The organism is Agrobacterium sp. LY4 (genome assembly GCF_001526585.1).
GTDB classification, from domain to species: domain Bacteria; phylum Pseudomonadota; class Alphaproteobacteria; order Rhizobiales; family Rhizobiaceae; genus Agrobacterium; species Agrobacterium leguminum.
Window position 1 is genome coordinate 359,236 of sequence record NZ_ASYA01000023.1, and the last position, 22,767, is coordinate 382,002.

At 60.1% G+C, this 22,767-nt stretch carries 19 protein-coding genes and 1 pseudogene; 9 read left to right on the forward strand and 11 right to left on the reverse strand.

Going from position 1 to position 22,767, the window contains the following annotated elements; genetic code table 11:
* Positions 1 to 46: 46 nt before the first annotated feature.
* Positions 47 to 3,720 (reverse strand): annotated as a pseudogene (locus L904_RS19395) (response regulator).
* Positions 3,721 to 4,224: 504 nt separating this feature from the next.
* Between L904_RS19395 and L904_RS19400 the strand changes: the two are divergent.
* Positions 4,225 to 5,697 carry a DEAD/DEAH box helicase gene (locus L904_RS19400; RefSeq protein WP_035261393.1) on the forward strand — a complete coding sequence of 491 codons (1,473 nt, stop codon included), beginning with the start codon at positions 4,225 to 4,227 and terminating at the stop codon, positions 5,695 to 5,697.
* A gap of 265 nt (positions 5,698 to 5,962) precedes the next feature.
* On the opposite strand, the gene L904_RS19405 is transcribed toward L904_RS19400, so the two are convergent.
* From L904_RS19405 to L904_RS19420, 4 genes are all read right to left on the reverse strand, one after another.
* Complete coding sequence (locus tag L904_RS19405; protein WP_020811454.1) at positions 5,963 to 6,871, reverse strand: DMT family transporter; 909 nt, start codon at positions 6,869 to 6,871, stop codon at positions 5,963 to 5,965.
* Positions 6,872 to 7,031: 160 nt separating this feature from the next.
* Positions 7,032 to 7,421: a DoxX family protein gene (locus L904_RS19410; RefSeq protein ID WP_031234117.1), complete on the reverse strand. Its 390-nt coding sequence runs from the start codon at positions 7,419 to 7,421 to the stop codon at positions 7,032 to 7,034.
* A gap of 241 nt (positions 7,422 to 7,662) precedes the next feature.
* Positions 7,663 to 8,280, reverse strand: coding sequence for a L,D-transpeptidase (locus L904_RS19415; RefSeq protein ID WP_020811452.1), 618 nt, complete (start codon positions 8,278 to 8,280; stop codon positions 7,663 to 7,665).
* A 180-nt stretch (positions 8,281 to 8,460) separates the two neighbouring features.
* Positions 8,461 to 9,357, reverse strand: a complete 897-nt coding sequence (locus L904_RS19420) for a DMT family transporter (protein WP_020811451.1) — start codon at positions 9,355 to 9,357, stop codon at positions 8,461 to 8,463.
* Positions 9,358 to 9,800: 443 nt separating this feature from the next.
* Here L904_RS19420 and L904_RS19425 point away from each other — a divergent pair, with 443 nt between their 5' ends.
* The 6 genes from L904_RS19425 (at position 9,801) to L904_RS19450 (ending at position 14,639) form a co-directional block, all read left to right on the forward strand.
* The gene (locus L904_RS19425; RefSeq protein ID WP_174057193.1) at positions 9,801 to 11,210 is read left to right on the forward strand and encodes a circularly permuted type 2 ATP-grasp protein; all 1,410 of its coding nucleotides are present in this window, start codon (positions 9,801 to 9,803) and stop codon (positions 11,208 to 11,210) included.
* Between the two features lie 3 nt (positions 11,211 to 11,213).
* Positions 11,214 to 12,155, forward strand: coding sequence for an alpha-E domain-containing protein (locus L904_RS19430; RefSeq protein ID WP_020810909.1), 942 nt, complete (start codon positions 11,214 to 11,216; stop codon positions 12,153 to 12,155).
* A gap of 21 nt (positions 12,156 to 12,176) precedes the next feature.
* Entirely contained in the window at positions 12,177 to 12,998 is an 822-nt protein-coding gene (locus L904_RS19435; protein ID WP_003520534.1) for a transglutaminase family protein, read from the forward strand.
* Positions 12,999 to 13,002: 4 nt separating this feature from the next.
* On the forward strand, positions 13,003 to 13,599 hold the full coding sequence (locus L904_RS19440) for a bifunctional 2-polyprenyl-6-hydroxyphenol methylase/3-demethylubiquinol 3-O-methyltransferase UbiG (protein WP_020810908.1): 597 nt from the start codon (positions 13,003 to 13,005) through the stop codon (positions 13,597 to 13,599).
* Between the two features lie 117 nt (positions 13,600 to 13,716).
* Positions 13,717 to 14,181 carry a GNAT family N-acetyltransferase gene (locus L904_RS19445; RefSeq protein WP_020810907.1) on the forward strand — a complete coding sequence of 155 codons (465 nt, stop codon included), beginning with the start codon at positions 13,717 to 13,719 and terminating at the stop codon, positions 14,179 to 14,181.
* 47 nt (positions 14,182 to 14,228) lie between these two features.
* Entirely contained in the window at positions 14,229 to 14,639 is a 411-nt protein-coding gene (locus L904_RS19450) for a VOC family protein (RefSeq protein WP_020810906.1), read from the forward strand.
* 201 nt (positions 14,640 to 14,840) lie between these two features.
* Here L904_RS19450 and araD1 read toward each other — a convergent pair whose 3' ends face one another.
* The 4 genes from araD1 to chvE all read right to left on the reverse strand — a co-directional run bounded on the left by araD1 (position 14,841) and on the right by chvE (position 19,841).
* Positions 14,841 to 15,836: a 2-keto-3-deoxy-L-arabinonate dehydratase AraD1 gene (gene araD1, locus L904_RS19455; RefSeq protein ID WP_031234013.1), complete on the reverse strand. Its 996-nt coding sequence runs from the start codon at positions 15,834 to 15,836 to the stop codon at positions 14,841 to 14,843.
* Positions 15,837 to 15,954: 118 nt separating this feature from the next.
* Complete coding sequence (gene gguB, locus L904_RS19460) at positions 15,955 to 17,151, reverse strand: sugar ABC transporter permease GguB (RefSeq protein WP_020810904.1); 1,197 nt, start codon at positions 17,149 to 17,151, stop codon at positions 15,955 to 15,957.
* A complete protein-coding gene (gene gguA / locus L904_RS19465) occupies positions 17,148 to 18,686 on the reverse strand; it encodes a sugar ABC transporter ATP-binding protein GguA (RefSeq protein ID WP_003520541.1) in 1,539 nt (512 codons plus the stop codon). Before gguA ends, gguB begins: the two co-directional genes overlap by 4 nt.
* A gap of 90 nt (positions 18,687 to 18,776) precedes the next feature.
* The gene (gene chvE, locus L904_RS19470) at positions 18,777 to 19,841 is read right to left on the reverse strand and encodes a sugar ABC transporter substrate-binding protein ChvE (RefSeq protein WP_003520542.1); all 1,065 of its coding nucleotides are present in this window, start codon (positions 19,839 to 19,841) and stop codon (positions 18,777 to 18,779) included.
* A gap of 255 nt (positions 19,842 to 20,096) precedes the next feature.
* On the opposite strand from chvE, the gene L904_RS19475 reads away from it, so the two are divergent.
* Complete coding sequence (locus tag L904_RS19475; protein ID WP_020808912.1) at positions 20,097 to 21,101, forward strand: LysR family transcriptional regulator; 1,005 nt, start codon at positions 20,097 to 20,099, stop codon at positions 21,099 to 21,101.
* 71 nt (positions 21,102 to 21,172) lie between these two features.
* Positions 21,173 to 21,661, forward strand: a complete 489-nt coding sequence (locus L904_RS19480; RefSeq protein WP_020808913.1) for a hypothetical protein — start codon at positions 21,173 to 21,175, stop codon at positions 21,659 to 21,661.
* A gap of 55 nt (positions 21,662 to 21,716) precedes the next feature.
* Here L904_RS19480 and L904_RS19485 read toward each other — a convergent pair whose 3' ends face one another.
* Together L904_RS19485 and L904_RS19495 are read right to left on the reverse strand one after the other, a co-directional pair.
* On the reverse strand, positions 21,717 to 21,980 hold the full coding sequence (locus L904_RS19485) for a hypothetical protein (RefSeq protein WP_020808914.1): 264 nt from the start codon (positions 21,978 to 21,980) through the stop codon (positions 21,717 to 21,719).
* Positions 21,981 to 22,238: 258 nt separating this feature from the next.
* A complete protein-coding gene (locus tag L904_RS19495; protein ID WP_003520548.1) occupies positions 22,239 to 22,745 on the reverse strand; it encodes a MarR family winged helix-turn-helix transcriptional regulator in 507 nt (168 codons plus the stop codon).
* Between the last annotated feature and the right edge of the window lie 22 nt (positions 22,746 to 22,767).

Here is a 22,767-nt window from a genome sequence, read left to right on the forward strand (position 1 = left end):
GCGCTCCGGCTGAAGCAATTCGGAAACCCGCAGTCGCGGCGGATATTCACACGCCCGGCACGTCGCGGCGCGGCATGTTTTCGCCCAGCCATTGCGCGATCTTGTCTTCGAGCGTTTCCGGGCTGATGGGCTTCGACAGATAATCATCCATGCCCGCCTCCAGGCATAGTTCCCGATCCGCCTCCTGCGTATGGGCGGTTACGCCGATGATCGGCACATGCCGGCCGTCGGCGGCGGTCTGTTCCGCGGCGCGGATGGCCTGCGTCGCCTGATGTCCGTTCATGACCGGCATCGAGACATCCATCAGGATGATGGCGGGATTGTTCTCCTGCCATGCCTGCACGGCTTTCTTGCCATTGCCGACGATCAGAAAGCGCAGACCCGCCTGCTGCAATATCTGGGTGAAGACAATCTGATTGACATCATTGTCCTCGGCCACCAGCACATCGACAAGGCTCGGCCGATGCCGCGCCGGCACCGCCGTCGATGCGGCATCGCGCTGCTTTCTTTCGGCGGAGCCTTTTTCCGGCCGGACGGCGCCATCACCGCGACCTGTTTCACGCGGGACCAGCGCTTGCCGGGCGCGTTTCAGCCGCACATCCCGCACCACATCGAACAGCGTGGAGCGCAGGAGCCGCGCCCGCGCCGGCTTCATCAGATGCGCCTGCACATTGAGATCGGTGAACAGCGTCTCGTCGCCGACGACATCCATGGAGGTCAGGAAAACAATGGCGATGTCGTCAAAGCGCGCATCCGCCCGGATCCGCTCCACCACATCCAGCCCGTTCATGACAGGCATATGATAATCGAGAACGATGGCGTCGATGGAAAAACCGAGCGACGCCGCCTCCTCAAGCACGGCGATGCCGGAAGGCCCGTCTTCCACCGCGTGGCCGTCTATGCCCCAACTGCGCAACTGCTCCGTCAGGATGCGGCGATTGACGTCGTTATCGTCGATGACGAGCACGCGAATATCGTCGATCGCCACGGAAAGAAGCGGGAGGTCGCGCTGTCTCTCGGTCACCTGAAACGGAATATTGACCTCGAAGGTCGATCCCCTGCCGACATCGCTGACGACCTTGATCGCGCCGTCGAACAGGCCGACGAGACCGACGTGATTGCCAGCCCCAGCCCCGTACCCTCGTGCCGGCGCGTGGCGGAGCCGTCGACCTGGCTGAACTTGTCGAAGATGGTTTCAAGCTTGTCGGCCGGAATGCCGATGCCGCTGTCTTCGACGCGCAGCGACAGGATGGCCTCAGAGGCTTCCGCCGAACGTGCCGAAAGCTCGACCAGCACATGCCCCATTTCGGTGAACTTGACGGCGTTTCCAACGATATTGGTGACGATCTGCCGAAAGCGGCCGGCATCGCCGATGACCTTGCCGAAGACAGAAGCATCGATCCGGACGATCAGCTCTATGTCCTTTTCAAGCGCCGCCGAGGACAGCAGCGACACCACATCCTCGACCGCCTCCGCCGGATCGAAGGGCACGCTGCGCAGCCTCATCTGCCCGGCCTCGATCTTCGAGAAATCGAGAATGTCGTTGATGATCGTCAGAAGCGCATTGCCGGATTTGACGATGATATCGGTGAAGGTCTTCTGGCGCGTATCGAGATTGGACTTGGCCAGAAGCTCCGCCATGCCGAGAACGCCGTTCATCGGCGTGCGGATTTCATGGCTCATATTGGCGAGGAATTCCGATTTAGCCCGATCCGCCGCTTCCGCGCGTGACAAAAGTCGCTGCAATTCCTCTTCACGCAGCTTCATCTCGGTCACATCGGTGACGATGATGAGCCAGTAATTGCCGGAACTGTTGGTAGCCTCCAGATTGAGCCAGCTTTTGCCGGCGACATGGATGAGCCAGGAAAACGGCCGGTTGGCGGCGATGTTCTCCCTCCAGGCGCGCAGCGTCTCCGCAGCCTCCCCGGCCGTGCCGAAATCGCCGCGCCCGGCGCAATGGGCGAAGAAACCCGACCAGTTGCAGCCCTTTTCCAGAAGATGCGGCGGCACGTCGAACATGCGCGCCATCGCCTCGTTGGACATGATGATCGTGCCCTGCTCGACCAGCACCAGCCCCTGCGCCATGGCGCGCGTGGCGCCCTGCATATATTCGCCGACCCGCTCCAGTTCGGCCTTCGCCTTGCTGATCTCAACATCGCGCATGCGCACATCGGTGACGTCGGCATAGGTGCTGAGGATTTTCCCGCCTTCGAGCCGGGTTTTCGAAATGACCGTGACCTTGCCGCTTTTGCTGCGCACCTCGCGGGGCGCAAAGACCTCCTCCTTCAGAAGCCGCTGCACCCGCTCGCCATAGACCTCATCGAAAGGCCTGTCGCCATAGTCATAAAGGCCGCTGTCGAAATTCATCTCCATGAATTCGCGATAACTTTTGCCGACAAGCGACTTCTCGCCGCCGATCTCGCCCCAGACCTCATAAAAGAACGGATTGACATATTCGATGACGAGATCGGCGCTGAGCAGCAGCACGCCCACCGGCAGGGCATGGAGAACCGCTTCGAGCTGGCGGTGCAGCGCCTCAGCCTCGGCCTGCGCGGCGATCAGCGCCTTTTCCCGGTCCTGCAGCAGGCTGGCATCGGTGACCGAGCCCACCAGATAATAGTCGTCGTCCGGCGTCGCGACCCGGCCGAGCCTTGTGATGACGGGAATGGCGCCGCCATCCGAAAGCGGAACGCTTCCGGTCTTTTCAATGGCTTCCCCGGTTCGCAGAATATGCTCGTTTTCCCGCTGGAACTGCGGGCCTTCCTCCGGAAACATCTCGCATTCGGTCTTGCCGATATGGTCGGCAAGGCTGCCGCCCAGAAATTTCTCATAGGCCGCATTGGCAAAGGTCAGCCGCCTGTCCTGATCCCTGAGGAAGACACCGACCGGCAATTGCTCAAGCGCGGCGCGCAGAAGCCAGGTCTCGCGGATCTGCGTGCTCAGAAGCGTCTCATGCGCCTTGAACTCGGTGACATCCACCCGCAGCCCCACCAGCATGCCGTTTTCCAGCCGCTTGTTGACCATGCGCACCCAGCGGCCATCGGCAAACTGCTCCACCCTTTCGAGATAGGGCAGGGAAAAATCCCGTAGCTGCTCCTGCATCCACCCTTCGAACGCCGGATCGCCGTCCTTCGCATCGCGGTAGCCGCTCGAAAAATAAATCGCCCTCATCAGCGTCTCGAGCGGGACGCCGGCCTTCAGGTCGACACCGAGCGCGCTGTAGAATTCCCTGAAGCGGGTATTGCAGTAGACCAGCCGGTTTTCGCGGTCATAAATCACGATACCCGCATCGACGAGATCGATCACGCCGCTGCCGAACAGCAGCTCCGAAGCGCTGTCGGCTTGCGGAAAAACCTCCACGGTGGCGGACGGCATGTCCTCGAACGCTTCGAACAGGAACAGATTGCCGTCGTCACCGGTGAAACGTTCGCAGCGAAGCGTGTATGGCCCGGACGCGCCCCCACCATGGCAGGCAATCATCTCATCCGTGGCGAAAACCAGCGAACGGCGCTCCCTGTCCTCACGCTCGGCATCGCGAATATCGGCGGAAAGGGAAAGGCTGGTGTGTCCTTTGAATGCCCCGGACGGACGCCCCATGATCCGGGCATAGGCGGAATTGACCGCGATATAGCGAAGTTCGCTGTCCTTGATGCACGCGGGCAGGTCCAGGGCGGCCACGGCCCTGCAAGCCTTTTCCAGCAACCCGCAGCCTTCGGTCAATCGATACTCCACACCTTGCAGTCCATTCCTGTCGAATCAAATATTTCCGGACGCCATCATAAAAAACGTTATGTGAGAAAATCGATCTTTGCTATGTATCCGAGGGTGCCGTTACCCTTTTTTAACCATAATTCTTCGCTGGCACCCGCGCCGTCCCGGCAATCGCCGGCTACCGGTACGCATGGCTGCCATGCACCCTCCGGCGGCGGCGCTACAAAACTATCGCTTGACTTTGACGCACAAAACGCCCACATGGCCCTCAAGCTTTCACCTTCGGCAGCCGCGTGAGCTGCAGCGTATGACCGGAAGACGTCCTTAAAAAGGAATCTGGCCCGCATGAAGGAAAAGCGCAGAGAATACAGAAGACGGCATGTGCCGCACTGATGCGCAGAAAGTTATTCCAACCCACAAGTTCCCAATTCACGCGGGGTTCTTGACGCCGAAACCGCCGGACAGCAGCCCTGTTCCGGACGACTGGTTTTTGGCGCCCCGAAAGGCATTATATTGACCAGTTTTAGCGAACTCGGCCTCTCCGAAAAGATCGTGGCCAGCGTTACCCAGCTTGGCTATACGACCCCTACTCCCATTCAAGCAAAGGCCATTCCGCTGCTGCTCGAAGGCCGTGACCTGATCGGCCTCGCACAGACCGGCACCGGCAAGACCGCCGCTTTCGGCCTGCCCATCATCGAAATGCTGATGAAGCAGGCGGACCGCCCGGCAAACCGCACCTGCCGCACCCTCATCCTCGCCCCCACCCGCGAGCTGGTGAACCAGATCGGCGAGAACCTGCGCTCTTTCGTGAAGAAGACGCCGCTGCGCATCAACCAGGTGGTTGGCGGCGCGTCGATCAACAAGCAGCAGCTCCAGCTCGAAAAGGGCACGGACATTCTGGTGGCGACCCCCGGCCGCCTGCTGGACCTCATCGCCCGCAACGCCATCTCGCTCTCCAAGGTCACCTATCTGGTGCTCGATGAAGCGGACCAGATGCTCGACCTCGGCTTCATCCACGATCTGCGCAAGATTTCGAAGATGGTGCCGGCCAAGCGCCAGACGCTGCTCTTCTCGGCCACCATGCCGAAGGCGATCGCCGATCTGGCCCACAGCTACCTGACCGATCCGCTCAAGGTGGAAGTGACCCCGCCCGGCAAGGCAGCCGACAAGGTGGAGCAATATGTTCACTTCGTCGCCGGCAAGAACGACAAGACCGAGCTTCTGAAGAAGTCGCTCAACGAAAACCCGGATGGCCGCGCCATCGTGTTCCTGCGCACCAAGCACGGCGCCGAGAAGCTTTACAAGCATCTCGAACATATCGGCTTCAAGGTCGCCTCCATCCACGGCAACAAGAGCCAGGGCCAGCGCGAGCGCGCTCTCAAGGGTTTCAAGGATGGCGAGATCAAGGTGCTGGTGGCAACCGACGTCGCTGCTCGCGGCATCGACATTCCGGCCGTAACGCATGTCTTCAACTATGACCTGCCGGAAGTGCCCGACGCCTATGTTCACCGCATCGGCCGTACCGCCCGTGCCGGTCGCGACGGCATCGCCATTGCGTTTTGCGCCCCGGACGAAACCCGCCTGCTGCACGACATCGAAAAGCTGATGAAGATCGATATTCCGGTCGCCTCCGGCGAACGTCCGGCCGGTCTTGCCAGCCCGACGCGCCCCAACAACAACCGCGGCGGCCGCAACAACAATGGCGGCCATCAGCGTGGTCCCCGCGAAGGCGGCCGTCACAACGGCGAATCCCGCCCGTCGCGCCACCATGCTCCGCGCGACGCGGACAACGATCTGGAAGTCACCTCCGACTTCAAGCGCGTCAAGCAGGCTGAAGGCGACGCAGGCCGCCCGGCCGGCCCGCGCAAGCACCGTCGCCCGGCCCGCAAGCCCGGCGGCAGCGGCGCCAACCGCCACGCCCCTGCCGGCGGCAACGGCCAGGAAAAGCGCGCTTCCGGCAACGGCCATCGCGGCCGTAACCGCTAAGAGACGTTAATCGTTAAGCCGGGCTTTCGCCCGGCTTTTTCGTTTGTAAGGCGGAGAAGTCCGGTCTCGACCTGGTGTCTATAGGAGATTGCCACTACGCTTCCTCCTCATCCCTGTGCTTGTCACAGGGATCCAGCCAGCCCAAGTCCTTGGGCTGAAAGGACTCTTCCCGTCGCGCAGACGCGCGTCGACTGGATTCCTGTGACAAGCACAGGAATGAGGGAGTGCATGCAGAGGCCGCCCGGTAGCGGGCTTTTCTTTGCCTTCAGCTACCCTGTGCGACCGGACGACGCCGTGACGGCAGGGTCATGGCCAGAACGCCGGCAATAACGCAGACGAGCCCCACCCACATGGCGGGTGTCGGCATTTCCCCCAGAAACGCCATGCCGATGGCGACGCCGACCGGCACCCTGAGATAGGCCTGCGAGGTGGTGCCGACGGAGCCCAGCGTCTGCATCAGCCGGAAATAGATCATGAAGGCGAGCGCGGTCGAAAAGACGCTGAGGCACAGGAGCGCCGTCAGTGAGGCCGCCGAAGGCGACAATGTCCAGGGCCGGTCGACGATCAGGCTGACGGGCAACAGGAAAACAGCGCCGCAGATAAGCGAGCCGGCGGCCGGCATGATCGGATCGAGCCCTTTGAAATTTTTACTGAAAATGGCCGCGCAGGCATAGGAGAAAGCCGCCGTCAGCACGGCCAGCTGGCTCCATATCGCCTCGCCCGCGCCGCTCAGCGCTTCGACGCCGATGATGAGGCACACGCCCGTCATGCCGGCAATGGTGCCGAACAGCTTGCGCCCGCTGACCGGCTCATGCCGGATCACAAGCGCGGTGAGAAGAAAGGTGAAGATCGGCGTCGTTGCATTGAGAATGACGGCAAGACCGGCATCGATGCTTTGTTCTGCCCAGGCGATCAGCGTGAAGGGCAGAACGCTGTTGATGCAGGCCTGAATGAAGAACAGCCGCCACGTCGCCAAATCCGTGGGCAGGCGCAGCCCGCGTAGGCGGATAACTGCGTAGAGCAGCAGACCGGCAATCAGGGTTCTCGATGCGATGAAGGTGATCGGCGGTATCGTCTCCACCCCGATCTTGATGAAAGTATAGGATGCGGCCCACAGCGTGGACAACAGGGCGAGAAACAGCAATTCGCGGGCGATGGGGTTCTGGGAGGTCACGGATCGATTTTCCAACTGCGTTCAGGATGACCCGTTCTTAACCCGAAAACAAGCATCTATGCTTCGGCCACGGCCGAAGTTTCAATCATTCTCTAAAAAAAGCTCCGCACGGCATGACCATGCGGAGCTTCTGCAAAAGAGATCGATGACGGGTCGGCAATCAGGCCCGGCGTTCATCCACCGAGAAGGCGCCCGGACCGGCAACGAACAGATAGAGGAAGATGAAGCAGAACAGGATGGCGGCGTCGCCACCGTTCAGGGCCGGGAAGAAATTGCTCGGCGCATGCGCCATGAAATAGGCGACCGCCATCTGGCCGGACAGGATGAAAGCGACGGGTCGCGTGAACAGGCCGATCAGCACGAGAATGCCGCCGACGAATTCCAGCAGTGCGGCTACAAGCATCAGGGTCGGCAGCGAGCCTTCCATCTGCGATGCCGGAAAGCCGAACAGCTTCTGCGTTCCATGCGCCATGAAAAGCAGCGCCGTCATGATGCGCAGCGCCCCGAGTGCCTGCGGGCGATAGCGGGAGAGAGAGTCGAAAGTTGCCATGTTCATGTGTCCCCGTTGAAGTGGTGCCGCGCTCGATACAGTGCATTTAACCCTTTATGGATACACGTCTCGAACACCGGAAATCACGTTTCCGATATAGCAGAACTCCCTTAAATACAGAAAGGGAGGCATTCTACACATGGTTGATTTTCAAGCATAAAATTGACCGTCTGCCGAAAAAATCAACTCAAGGATACAGGCATTTTCTGGCGTGGCAAAGGCGGAAAAATCCGCCTCTTCCTCACGCCTGCAAGACGACGACCTTCGAACCGACCGGCACGCGGCTGTAAAGATCGATGATGTCGTGGTTCAGCATGCGGATGCAGCCGCTCGACATGGCGTGGCCGATGGATTGCGGCTGGTTGGTGCCGTGCAGACGGAACATGGTGTCGTTACCGCCGCGATAAAGATAAAGGGCACGCGCGCCGAGCGGATTGTTCGGGCCGCCCGCCATACCGCCGGCGAATTTCAGATTGCGCGGATCGCGGCGCATCATGTTCGCGGTCGGCGTCCAGGACGGCCATTCCGCCTTGCGGCCGATATAGGCATCGCCCTTCAGCGCAAGACCCTGCCGGCCGACACCGACGCCGTAACGCATGGCGCGACCATCGCCCATAACGTAATAAAGCCGCCGCGCCGGCGTATCCACCACAACCGTTCCGACCGGGTGCCTGGTATCGTAGGTGACTTCCTGCCGGCGCAGTTCCGGCTTGACCTTGTCGAGATGCATGGCGGGAAGCGGGAATTTCTCCTCCGGCTTTGCCGCATAATTCAGCCTCTGCTGGCCGATGCCGGTATTCGCGCAGCCGGCCAGAAACAGCGGCAATCCGAACAGAACACCACGACGTGAAATAGACATGTAACCCCCGCCAAATCTTTGGATTAACGAGAGGTATAATTTTATGGTTAACAAACCCCTAATATGAGGTTGTAGTAATTAGAGCATTTCCAGGAAAAGTGGAGCCCGGTTTTTCGTCCGAAAATGCGGTAAAATAAAGAGTTAAAGCGCTTTCGCTACTCGAAGAAAAACGAAAACGCTCTAACGTGCGACAACCGCTGCGGCAGGTCTGCGATTGGCGAGATAAACCCCCGTCACCGCCAGAACGGTGCCGGCAATCATGGCGGGTGTCAGCGTTTCGCCGAAAAGCAGTGCTGCTTCCACCGCCGCAAGCGGCGGCACGAGATAGATCAGCGAGGCGGCCCGCGAGACCTGCCCGCGCCGGATCAAATAAAGAAGCAACGCCACGGCGCCGATGGAGATCGCACCCACCGACCAGGCGAGCGTGGCGGCAAGGCCGAGGCTCCAGTCCACATGCCCATCCTCCAGCAGAAGCGCGAAGGGCACGGTGACCAGCAGCGCACCGACATATTGCAGCGTGGCCACCGCCATGATGTTTCCGCCATGGACGTATTTCTTCTGGTAGAGCGTGCCATAGGTAACCGAAGTCATGCCCAGCACATTCACCGCCACGGCGTAAAGCGGCACCGACAGGCCGACAGCACCGGTGGCCATGACCTTCGGCAGCACGGCAATGGCGATGCCGGCAAAGCCGATGAGCAGGCCGGCGCGCTGCAAGGGCGAGATCCTTTCGCCGATCATGTAACGGGCGGCCACCGCCGTCATCAGCGGCTGCAGACCGGCGATGATGCCGCCGATCGCTGCCGGCACGCCCTGCCCTATCGCCCACCAGATCATGCCGAGATAAAGGCCGTGCAGGAAAACGCCGGACAGGATCGCCCGGAAGAGATCGGCACGCCGCTCAGGCCACTGGATGGAGGAAAAGCGGCAGATCGCCCACAGCAGCGCCCCCGCCAACAGATAGCGCAGACAGAGAAAGGTCAGCGGTCCGGTATAATAGACCGCATATTTGGCGGTGACCCAGCCGGTCGACCAGAGAAAGACGAAGATGGCCGGAGCCAGACGGTCGAGCGACATGGGAACATCCCCTGTGCCGCACGATGCCCGTAACCGGACACGGTGCGGGAAAGGCGGCGAATTGATATTTCTGCGGCTTCACGCAAACCGGCGAAAGATCGAACCGGGCATTCAGCAAGGCGGTATCCGCATCCCGACGAAAGGTCAAAGGCGTTTTCGTGATCGCATCTTTCAGATTTTCTGATGCGACGCCCGATATTCATCAACCGAAAGCGACCGACTAAAATTTATGCATTCGCCCACGGCGCACACAGCACCGTCACCCCAATACGCGCCTCATCCGCGCGCAACCAATTTGCCAATGCCGCATTTATAGGCTGAAACCGAAAAAACGCTTCTTTTTTAAAACTCTAGAGTGGTGAAAAATCTTCGCAAGGAGCTCCGCATAGTTCTTGCATTGCATTTGGCGTTGTATTCATATGGCAAAAAAGGGGACATCGAAGTTGGCATTTGACGAAATGATAAATGCGGACGACACGCCGCGAAGCCCATATGAAAACTATAACGAGTGGTACAGCCGACAGGACAGGGCGCACCTGATCCAGAAATCAAAAGACGCGGAAAACATCTTTCGAAAAACCGGTATTACTTTCGCAGTCTACGGCCACGCCGACAGTTCAGAAAAACTGATCCCCTTCGATATCATCCCGCGCATCATCTCCGGACGGGAGTGGCGCAAACTAGCCCAGGGCATCGAACAGCGCGTCCTCGCCCTCAATGCTTTCCTCGACGATATCTACCATAAGCAGGAAATCATCCGCGCCGGCCGCATTCCCCGCGAAATCATCGAGAAAAACGAAGCCTTCCTGCCGGAAATGATCGGCTTCACTCCGCCCGGCGGCGTCTACACCCATATTGTCGGCACGGATATCGTCCGCACTGGCGAAGACCAGTTCTACGTTCTGGAAGACAATGCCCGCACGCCTTCCGGTGTCAGCTACATGCTGGAAAACCGCGAGACGATGATGCAGATGTTCCCGGAACTCTTCCATGAGAACCGGGTGCGGCGGGTGGAGGACTACCCCTATCTGCTGCGCCAGTCGCTCGCTTCGCTCGCACCGCCCGGCTGTTCCGGCAAGCCGCGCGTCGCGGTGCTGACGCCCGGCATCTACAATTCCGCCTATTACGAACATTCCTTCCTCGCCGACATGATGGGCGTGGAGCTGGTGGAAGGCTCCGACCTGCGCGTCATGGACGGCAAGGTCAAGATGCGCACCACCCGCGGTTATGAAGCGATCGACGTGCTTTACCGTCGCGTCGATGACGACTTCCTCGACCCGCTGACCTTCCGGCCGGATTCGGCGCTTGGCGTTCCCGGCATCATGGATGTCTACCGCGCCGGCAACATCACCATCGCCAATGCCCCGGGCACCGGCATTTCCGACGACAAGGCGATCTATTCCTACATGCCCGAAATCGTCGAGTTCTATACCGGCCGCAAGCCGCTTCTGGAAAACGTGCCGACCTGGCGCTGTTCGGAGCCGGACAGCCTGAAATACGTGCTGGACAACCTCGCCGACCTCGTCGTCAAGGAAGTTCACGGTTCGGGCGGTTACGGCATGCTGGTCGGCCCCACGGCGACGAAACGCGAACGGGCGCTGTTTGCGGAAAAGCTCAAAGCCCGTCCCGCCAATTACATCGCGCAGCCGACGCTGTCGCTGTCCACCGTGCCGATCATGGTGAAGAACGGCATCGCGCCGCGCCATGTCGATCTGCGCCCCTATGTGCTCGTCTCGGACAAGGTGCAGATCATTCCCGGCGGCCTGACCCGCGTGGCGCTGAAAAAGGGCTCGCTGGTGGTCAATTCCAGCCAGGGCGGCGGCACCAAGGATACCTGGGTACTGGAGGATTAAGCCATGCTGGGCAGAACGGCAAACGGGCTCTACTGGATGTTCCGGTACATCGAGCGCGCTGAAAACATCGCCCGGCTGATCGATGCGGGCCTGCGCGTTTCATTGACGCGCAGCGGCAGCGGCGATGAGGACTGGGACGGCGTGTTGCAAAGTGCGGGCGTTCATGAAGCCTTTCTCGAAACGCGCGAGAAGGTAACGGCAGCCAATGCGATCGATTACCTCCTGCGGGACAAGGCAAACCCGTCCAGCGTCATGTCGTGCATCGAGGCAGGCCGCAACAATGCCCGCATGGTCCGCACGGCGCTGACGCGCGAGACATGGGAAGCCACCAACGAATTCTGGATCGAGCTGAAAAACATCCTCGGCCGCAAGCTCAATCATGCCGAACTGCCGCAGACCATCGATGTCATCAAGCATCGCGCCGGTCTGGTGCGCGGCGCCTTCCACGGTTCGATGCTGCGCAACGATCTCTATAATTTCTCCCGCATCGGCACCTTCATCGAGCGCGCCGATAACACCGCCCGCATTCTGGACGTGAAATATTACGTGCTGCTGCCGGCGGTGGCCCATGTCGGCTCCTCGCTCGACAATGCGCAGTGGGAATCCATCCTGCGTTCGGTCTCGGCGCACCGCTCCTATGGCTGGGTCTACGATGCGGAATACAAGCCCTCCAACATTGCCGACTTTCTCATTCTCAATGGCCGCATGCCGCGCTCGCTCGCCTATTGCTACGAAAAGATCGCCAGCAACCTCAATTACATCGCCGAGGATTACGGCGAGAGGCACAAGGCGCACGACACGGCCGAGAGCATTCGCGACAGCCTGCGCGCGACCACCATCAGCCGGGTGATGGATGAAGGCTTGCACGAATTTCTGGAGAGATTTGTCAACCGCAACGGACAGTTGGGACAGGAAATCACGGAAGGCTACCGCTTCTATCAATAAGCGCGTGGACGGGGACAGCTTATGCGTCTGAAAATCACCCATACGACGGAATATGTCTATGACGAGCCGATGCCCTATGCGTTGCAGCGGCTGCGCCTGACGCCACAGACCGGCCCGGGCCAGACGGTGGAGAACTGGGATGTCTCGGTCGATGGCGCCACCGTCGAAGTGACCTATGACGACCATTTCGGCAACCGCGTTGCGCTGGTGGAAACGGAAGGCCCGCAGCAGCGGGTGAAGGTGGTGGCGAGCGGCACCGTGAACACCGAGGACAAGGCCGGCGTGTTCGGTTACCACATCGGCAATGCGCCGCTGTGGCTTTTCCTGCGCGAGACGCCGCGCACCAAACCGGGAAAGCTCGTGCGCGAACTGGTGAAGGTGAGCGCCGGCGACAGCGAGCTGGCCCGCCTGCACGACCTCATGGAAAATATTCACCGCAAGGTGGAGTATGTGCCCGGCGCGACCGATATCGAAACCACGGCGGAAACGGCGCTGGAAGCGGGCAAGGGCGTCTGCCAGGACCACGCCCATATCCTGATTTCCGCTGCCCGGCTGATGGGCCTGCCGGCCCGTTACGTTTCCGGTTATCTGATGATGGAAGAGGTGGAGGAACAGACGGCCACCCATGCCTGGGCCGAAGTGCATCTTCAGGGACTTGGCTGGGTGGGTTTCGACGCCGCCAACAATATCTGCCCCGACGACCGCTATGTGCGCATCGCATCGGGCCTCTGCTACCGCGATTGCGCGCCGATATCGGGCATGCGTATCGGCCCCGCCGGTGAGACCCTGAATGTGTCGGTCACCGTGCAGCAATCGCAGGGCCAGAGCCAGTCGCAAAGCTGAGACGATGGCCGGCAGGGACGACGACACAATCGGCTTTTATACGGGTAACGCCGCGGCCTATACCTCGCGCGGGCAGGCGGCGGATCGCCCCCATCTGGAAACATTCCTGGCGCGGCTGCAAAAGGGTGCAAGCATTCTCGAACTGGGATGCGGCGGCGGGCAGGACAGCGAATTCATGCTGGCCGCCGGTTACGATGTCCAACCCACCGACGGAACGCCTGAAATCGCCAAAGCGGCGCAAGCCCGGCTCGGCATTCGCGTCCGGGCATTGCTGTTCGAGGATATCGATGAGAGTGCGCGATATGACGGCGTCTGGGCCAATGCCTGCCTGCTGCATGTGCCTCGCCCTGCCCTGCCGGGCATTATCGGCCGCATCCACACGGCGCTGAGGAAGGGCGGCGTTTTTTATGCCAGCTTCAAGGCGGGAGAAGCGGAAGGCCGGGACATGTTCGGCCGTTATTACAATTACCCTTCGAAGCCTTGGCTGGAAGACGTTTACGGACGGTTTGACTGGGCGGCGGTGGAGATCGAGGCAAGGCAGGGCAGCGGTTACGACCAGCTCCCGACCGCATGGCTGCATGTGACGGCAACGAAACCCTGAACCGGCGCGCCAACTTGACGGTTGCGAAACCCCGTCCCACCCGGTTTAATCCCCGCATCGATTTGAAAGCATGATCCGGCTTCAGCCTGCGGGACGAAAGCCGGCCGGGAGACGGCCTTGTACAGCATTTCCGACTATCGCGACTGCCAGTCGCATGGCCCCGTCATCGCCGAACGGGTCTGGACGGCATGGTGGCAGGATAGCGGCCTTCAGGTGGGTGACGTCGCCGAGCACCTGAAGGACATGACCAACCCCCATGCGCTGCCCACCGGCTTCGTCGCCCATGACGGCGACGATTATGTCGGCTCCGCATTCCTCATCCATTGCGATCTGGAAGAGCGTCCGCAATATCTGCCCTGGGTCGCAGCCCTGTGGGTGGAAGAAGACCGCCGGCGCTCGGGCGTGTCGCGAGCCTTGATGCAGGCCGCGACGCAAAGGGCGGCCGAACTTGGCCACGAGACCAGCTATCTCTGCTGCCAGCGGGGTCTCGAAGCCTATTATGTCAACTGCGGCTGGACCGTTCTGGAACGTGGCGTCGGCAAATACGACCTGACGGTGCTGACCTACACAACAGGCAAATAGGTTTCCGCGATCCGCCGCCGGAAACCCCTGAACCGCCGGGAGGAACCATGCGACCGCCAGCCGCCATTATGGAAACCGCGCTCTACGCCGACGATCTCGACGCCGCCGAAGCCTTTTACCGGGATGTCTTCGGGCTGGAAGTGGTGCGCAGGCTGCCGGGGCAATTCATCTTCTTCCGATGCGGGCAGCAGATGCTGCTGATTTTCGACCCCGAGCAATCCCGCCGGGCCGACCCCGACAACCCGATCCCCCGCCACGGCGCGGTGGGGCAAGGTCATTTCTGCTTTTACGCCAAGGACAAGTCGGAGGTGGACGGCTGGAAGGCGCGCTTCGAAGCGCTCGGAATTCCCGTCGAGCACTATCACCGCTGGCCGAATGACAGCTATTCCGTCTATATCCGCGATCCGGCGGGTAATTCGGTGGAGGTTGGGGAAGGCAAACTGTGGGGGATTGAGTAAGGCGAGCGCCTGAAAATTGCCTGACGCACAGAGGGGCAATGGGATGAAAGAGCTATCATCTGGCGTCGTCCTCTGGCTTGTCCCAAGGATCTATCCACGTCGCGTAAAATCAATCGGTCGCAGATCCTCGGGAAAAGCCCGAGGATGACGTCGAGGGAGGGATGCCCCACCCCCGACCATTTTTTACGCGCAGTACGCAGATCAGATCTGCCGAACGGTGATCTCTTCTTCCGCATCAACGGCCAGCGCGTTCTTCAGCGGCAGGCCAAAACCGGCGGCTTCGATCTCGAAAACGTCGCCCGCTTCGGGCTTGATGCCTTCGGCGAAGGAGAGCGTCGCGGTGCCGAACATGTGCACATGCACGTCGCCGGGCGCGCGGAACAGGCCGTATTTGAAGTGGTGATATTCGAGGTTCGCAAAGGTGTGGGACATGTTGTCCTCACCCGAAACGAACGGCTTTTCGAAGATGACCTTGTCGCCACGACGGATGCGCGAGGTGCCGCGAATATCGGACGGCGGGGCGCCGACGCGGATTTCCGGACCGAAGCTTGCCGGGCGCAGCTTGGAATGGGCGAGATAGAGATAGTTGATCCGCTCGGTGACGTGATCGGAAAACTCGTTCGAGACGGCAAAGCCGATACGCACCGCCTCACCCTTGTCGGAGATCACGTAGATGCCGGCCATTTCCGGCTCTTCGCCGCCATCGAGCGCGAAGGACGGAGAGGTGAGAGCCGCGCCCGGTGCTGCCGCCACATGGCCGTTGCCCTTGTAGAACCATTCGGGCTGAACGCCCTTTTCGCCAGCCTTGGGCTTGCCGTTTTCGAGACCCATGCGGAACATCTTCATGGAGTCCGTCAGGCTTTCTTCGGCGGCTTCCGTGGTCTTCTTGTGCATGCTGTCGCGGGTTGCGGCGGAACCCAGATGGGTAAGGCCCGTGCCGGTCAGATGCAGATGCGCCGGATCGGGATGGGTGATCGGCGGCAGGAAACGGCCTTCGGCATAGGCCTTTTCGAGATCGATGGCATCGCCGAGACCATGGGCGGAAATGACATCGGCAAGGCTCTTGCCGCCATTGGCGGCTTCCATGGCGAGCGCATAAACCGACGCCGCACCCTTGACGGCGTGCGCCTGCCCGCCCTCTTCGCGAACCGCTACGGTGATCTTGCCACTGGCATCCTTGATCTGTGAAATAAGCACGGGATTTCCTTCCTCCGGCGCAACGCGCCTTGTCTCTTCCAAGCGGCGCATAACGCCTGCATCTTATGAAAGTGGCCGGAAACCGGCCACTTTTTTGACTTGCGATTTGGTTGGGCAATCAGCCCTTGTTCTTGTTGTAGACGTCGAAGAACACGGCGGCGAGCAGCACGAGGCCCTTGACCATCTGCTGGAAGTCGATGCCGAGGCCGACGATCGACATGCCGTTGTTCATGACGCCCATGATGAAGGCGCCGATGACCGCACCGGTGATCTTGCCAACGCCGCCGGATGCCGAAGCGCCGCCGATGAAGCAGGCCGCGATGACGTCAAGCTCGAAGCCCACGCCCGCCTTCGGCGTCGCCGAGTTGAGGCGTGTCGCGATGATCATGCCGGCAAGGCCGGCCAGCACACCCATGTTGACGAAGGTGAGGAAGCTCAGGCGCTCGGTGTTGATACCGGAAAGCTTGGTCGCCTTTTCATTGCCGCCCATCGCGTAGATGCGACGGCCGATGGTCGTGCGACGCGTCACGAAGCTGTAGAGCGCAACGAGAACAAGCATCACGATCAGCACGTTGGGCAGGCCGCGATAGGTGGAAAGCTGGTAGCCGAGGAACAGGATCGCGGCCGAGATCAGCAGGTTCTGGGCGATGAAGAAACCGAAAGGCTCGACATCGATACCGTGCTTCACGTTCACGACGCGACGGCGCCATGCGAGATAGAACAGCACGACCGTAATCAGTACCGTCAGGATCATGGACGTGGTGTTGAGACCTTCAATGCCGCCGATATCGGGCAGGAAGCCGGTGCTGATGATCTGGAAATCGGTCGGGAACGGACCGATGTTCTTGCCGCCGAGCACGAACAGCGTCAGGCCGCGGAACACCAGCATGCCCGCCAGCGTCACGATGAACGACGGAATGCGGTGGTAAGCGATCCAGTAACCCTGTGCAGCACCGATGATGCCGCCGATGACGAGACAAATCAGCGCCGCAAGGAACGGGTTCATGCCCCATTGCACGGTCAATATCGCCGCTATCGCGCCGACAAAGGCGACGATGGAGCCGACCGACAGGTCGATGTGCCCGGCCACGATGACGAGCAGCATGCCCAGCGCCATGATGACGATGAACGAGTTCTGCAGGATGAGGTTGGTCAGGTTCACAGGACGGAACAGGATGCCGCCGGTGTAGAACTGGAAGAAAACCATGATGGCGACGAGCGCGATCAGCATGCCGTATTCGCGGATATTGGCGCGAATATACGACCCGACCGAGACGACGTTACTTTCTTCGTTTGTGGTGTTTGCCGAACTCATGAGTTCTTCTCCCCTGAGCGCATGATAGCGCGCATGATGCTTTCCTGGCTCGCCTCTCCCTTCGGCAATTCAGCGACGATGCGGCCTTCGTTCATGACGTAGATGCGGTCGCAATTGCCGAGCAGTTCGGGCATTTCCGATGAGATCATCAGAACGCCTTTGCCGTCGGCAGCGAGCTGGTTGATGATGGTGTAGATTTCGTATTTCGCGCCGACATCGATACCGCGGGTCGGTTCATCGAGGATCAGCACGTCAGGATTGGAGAACAGCCACTTGGAGAGCACGACCTTCTGCTGGTTGCCGCCCGAAAGATTGACCGTTTCCTGAAAAATCCCCGACGAGCGGATGCGCAGGCGCGTGCGAAAATCGCTCGCCACCTTCATTTCCTTGATGTCGTCGATGATGCTGGCACTCGACACGCCGGCCAGATTGGCAAGCGTGGTATTGTGCAGAATGTTGTCGTTGAGCACGAGACCGAGATGCTTGCGGTCTTCCGTGACATAGGCGAGACCCGCATCGATGGCCTTGCGCACGGTGCTGACATCGACCGGCTTGCCGTCGATCAGCACTTCGCCGCTGATCTTGTGGCCATAGGACTTGCCGAACACGCTCATGGCGAATTCGGTGCGCCCGGCACCCATCAGACCGGCAATGCCGACGACTTCGCCCTTGCGCACGGTAACGTTGATATCGTGCAGAACCTGGCGGTCGCGGTGCTGCTGGTGATAGGCGTTCCAGTTCTTCACTTCGAGAATGGTCTCGCCGATCGGCACGTCGCGCGGCGGATAACGATCCTCGAGATCGCGCCCCACCATGTTGCGGATGATGACATCCTCGCTGATTTCTTCCTGATGACAGTCGAGCGTCTTCACCGTCATGCCGTCGCGCAAAACGGTGATCTGGTCGGCCACCTTGCGCACTTCGTTCAGCTTGTGGGTGATGATGATCGAGGTCATGCCCTGCTTGCGGAATTCCATCAGCAGGTTCAAGAGCGCCTCGGAATCGCTTTCGTTGAGCGAAGCCGTCGGCTCATCGAGGATGAGCAGCTTCACGCTCTTCGACAGCGCCTTGGCGATTTCGACCAGCTGCTGCTTGCCCACACCGATATCGGTGATAAGCGTCTCCGGCGATTCCTTCAGGCCCACCTTCTTTAAAAGTTCGCGGGTACGGTTGAAGGTCTGCTGCCAGCTGATGACGCCGCTCGAAGCGACCTCGTTGCCAAGGAAGATGTTTTCCGCAATCGACAGGAGCGGCACGAGCGCCAGCTCCTGGTGAATGATGATGATACCAATATCTTCACTGTCGTTGATGGCGCGAAAATTCCGCACTGCGCCCTCATAGTGGATTTCGCCCTCATAGGTGCCGGCGGGGTAAACACCGGAAAGGACCTTCATCAAGGTCGACTTCCCCGCGCCGTTCTCACCGACGAGTGCGTGGATCTCACCCTCTTTAACCTTGAGGTTGACGTTCTCAAGCGCTTTCACGCCCGGAAACGTCTTGGTGATGTTCCGCATTTCGAGAATGGTATTGGCCATATCGCAATCCAGCGCCCGATTAATTCCGGCGTTTTTATTTTTATGGAAAAACGGGGATGACGCCAAGTCATCCCCGCATGTGTGTCGAGCTTATTTCAGCTGGTCTTCCTTGTAGTAACCGCCATCGACGAGAACCTGCTTGTAGTTCTCCTTGGTTACTGCAACCGGCTTCAGCAGGTAGGACGGAACGACCTTGACGCCATTTTCATAGGTCTTGGTGTCGTTTACCTCAGGTTCCTTGCCCTGCAGAACGGCGTTGACCATGTTCACGGTCACCTTGGCGAGTTCGCGGGTGTCCTTGAAGATGGTGGAATACTGTTCGCCGGCAATGATCGACTTGACGGAAGGAACTTCAGCGTCCTGACCGGAAACGACCGGCAGCGGCTGGTCCTTCGTGCCATAACCAACGCCCTTCAGCGAGGAGATGATGCCGATGGAGAGACCGTCGTAAGGCGACAGAACGGCGTCAACCTTGGCGTCGGTGTAATAAGCCGACAGCAGGTTGTCCATGCGGGCCTGGGCCGTTGCCGGGTCCCAACGCAGCGTACCGACCTTGTCCATGCCGGTCTGGCCGGACTTCACGACGAGCTTGCCGCTGTCGATGTAAGGCTGGAGAACCGACATCGCGCCGTCATAGAAGAAGAAGGCGTTGTTGTCGTCCGGGGAGCCGCCAAAGAGCTCGATGTTGAACGGGCCCTTGCCATCCTTCAGGCCGAGCTTGTCGACGATCGAAGTCGCCTGCAGAACGCCAACCTGGAAGTTGTCGAAGGTGGCGTAGTAGCTGACGTCGCCGCTGTTGCGGATCAGGCGGTCATAAGCGATGACCTTGATGCCCTGCTCGCCGGCCTGCTTCAGGACGTCCGACAGCGTCGTGCCGTCGATCGATGCGATCACGAGGACCTTGACGCCCTTGGTGACCATGTTTTCGATCTGGGAAAGCTGGTTCGGAATATCGTCATCGGCATATTGCAGGTCGGTCGTGTAACCGGCTTCCTGAAGCTGCTTCACGATGTTGTTGCCGTCGTCGATCCAGCGTGCGGACGACTTGGTCGGCATGGCGATACCAACGGAACCCTTGTCCTGTGCGAAAGCCGGCACTGCGAAAGAAGCAGCACCGATGGCACAAGCTGCCATCAGCGAAATAATGGACTTCATTAACTCTCTCCCTTGAGCCCTTCTCTGGAGCCCGCATGCTGCGGTGCACCATGAAATTCATGCCGTCAGAGGAAGAAGCCGCATTGCGCTCACTCCGATTTCGCAATTGCGAAATGGAACAGCTGCCGCTCCTCCCCGGCATTCCGCAAATTGTTCTGAATCCATATAACTGTCAAATAGAATAAATCAGTTTCCATATATCAATTATGATATATTAAATCGATACAAAAACCGATGAGGGGTATAAAACCACGGATGAACAACCAAAAAGTGTATGAGCAGGCGCAAACAACGGATGCCCTTTTCGTCTTTGAGGACAACCCTTTGCTGCGGGCCGGATTGAAGATGAGCCACCTGCGCATGCTGGTCATGATCGAGGAGCACGGGCAGGTCAGCGCGGCCGCCGCCGCCATGAACATGACGCAGCCCGCAGCCTCGCGCATGCTCTCGGAAATGGAGGCGATCGTCAAATCACCCCTTTGTCAGCGGGCCTCGCGCGGCGTGGTGCTGACGAAATTCGGCGAGGCGCTGGCGCGGCGGGCACGCACCATATTGCTGGAACTGCGCGAGGCGAGCCGCGAGCTGAACCAGATGAAATCCGGCAGCGGCGGCTCGGTCTATATCGGCGCCGTCACCGCGCCGGCGATCAGCCTCGTGGTTCCCGCCATAAGGCGCGCCATGGACACCTATCCCGGCATCGAAATCAACGTGCAGGTGGAAAGCAGCAACGTGCTGGCCCGCGAACTGCTGGCGGCCCGGCACGATTTCATCATCGGCCGGATACCGGACGATTTCGATCCCGGCCTCTTTTCCATCCATGAAATCGGCATAGAGCGCGCCTGTCTTGTGGTGCGCGAAGGCCACCCGCTGCTTCGCGGCGAGCCCGTGACCCTGCAGGATCTCTCCGGTTACGACTGGGTCTTCCAGCCGCCCGGCGCGCTTTTACGCAGAACCATGGAGGATGTCTTCCTCACCCACGGCGTCGCCATGCCGCGCAACGTCATCAACACGCCATCCGTGGTGCTCACCCTTGCACTCGTCTGCAACACGGATGCCATCGCCCCGATCGCGCAGGACATGGCCGAATTCGTTGCTGGCCAGCAGGCCGATATCGGCCGAACCCGGATATTGCCGACGGATTTCGAGCTCGTCGTAAAGCCATACAGCATCATCACCACCAAGGGCCGTGTTTTGCCGCCCAGCGCCCGCCTGCTCTACGATCTGGTTCTGGATGAAAGCCGCAAGCTGACCGGCCCGTGACGGCGGCAAGCCAGACACCACCTTGATGATCCATAAAGGCCGGATAGTCAGACCGGCGAGGGAAAAGCCGCATGCTCTTCGGACAATCCGTCTTCCAGTCGGTCGTCGACAGGCTGAAACACGAAAAAGAAACGGAAGAGGAAGGCGCGGAGCCGCCACCGCCCGCCGGTCACCGCATTGCCGGTTTCAGCTCGGGCTTCGTTATCGATACACATATTGAAACGCCGCCGCCCGCGAACGGCAATCTCGATGCCTATCTCGCCTTCCTGGCCGACCCCGCGCCACCGCCGGAACCGGAACCGGAGCGGGAGCCCGAACCGGAACCCATGCCGGCCCATCTCGAAAAGACCTCGCTTGCCGATGTTTCGGCGGAACTGGCGATCCACGACACCGACACGGCCGCAACGCTTGCGGAAAAGCGCCGCGCCTTTGCCCGCCTCAATCATCCCGACCGGGTGAAACCGCAGTTCCGGCACAATGCGACGCTACGCATGACGGCGGCCAATCTCCTGATCGACCAGGCGATACGGATGCTGCGGACGCGGGAGCATTTCCGGTAAAAGTGCTGGACAGCCTTATCTCGCAAAATACATGAAACGAAAGACAGGAGGCGCTTCAGCCCGCATCGTTCTTGTCGGTGGGCGCGCTTTCGGCGGCAGGCTCATCCGCGCCATTTCCGCTTTTGGGAGCATCGCTTGCGGGTTTGAACTTCAGCAGCAATTCATAGGCCGCATAAGCCCCGATGCCGGCAACGATGGTTCCCCAGAAAAACTCGCGATTGACGAATTCGATGACGGCCCATGCGGCGCAAAAGCCGACGATGAGCAACCGGACCCACAGGGGACGATAAAGCGGATGACTCGTATCGATATTCAGCATGGCGTTCCCGTCCCGGGCCTTTCCAGTCGATCGCATGATTGCGGTTCCACGCCCAAAGGCGTGAAGATGCTTATGCGTCTTGGCGGTTTCACAGGAAAATTGCAACGCAATTCAGCCCCGCTGCCGATCAGGCTGGCGTGAAAGACCAGCGCAGGAAGACCGTCGCCGGTGCCGAAGGCAATGGCAAGACGGAACATCTGCGTCACAGGCAGCACCCCGCGGCGACCCAAGCCTGGATTGCCCCGCTCTCGCCGGAGATCAGTCGCGCAGGCGTCCGAGCAGCGCCAGAAGCTGATCGCGGGCCTTCTTGCCGCCGATCCTGTCGATCAGCTTTTCCTCACGATCCCGCCAGGTGTTGGAAAGCCGGTCGAGAAGGCTGCTGCCCTCCTCCGTCATGTCGAGGAAATGAACGCGTCTGTCCTCTTCCGATTTGCGGCGAACGAGCAGTCCCTTCTCTTCCATGCTGTCGACGATGGCGACGAAATTGGCACGCTGTATGCCGAGCGCTTCCGCCACATCGCTCTGCTTGAGACCCGGATTGCCGCCGACGATGACGAGAACGGAAAAATCGGCCGGCCGCAATCCCTGCTCCGCCAGCACATCGGCAAAACCGTTTGCCACGGCAAGTTGCGAGTGTCGCAAATGATAGCTGATCGCAGTCGTCAGCAACCCATAGTCGATAGCCGTGATATGCGCCGCTTCCGCGCTGCCGCTTTCGGCCTTTTCCGTCCGCGGCCCGTTGCTGTGTGCCAATCGCAAAGCCATCCGATCCCCCGCCTGATTCGTT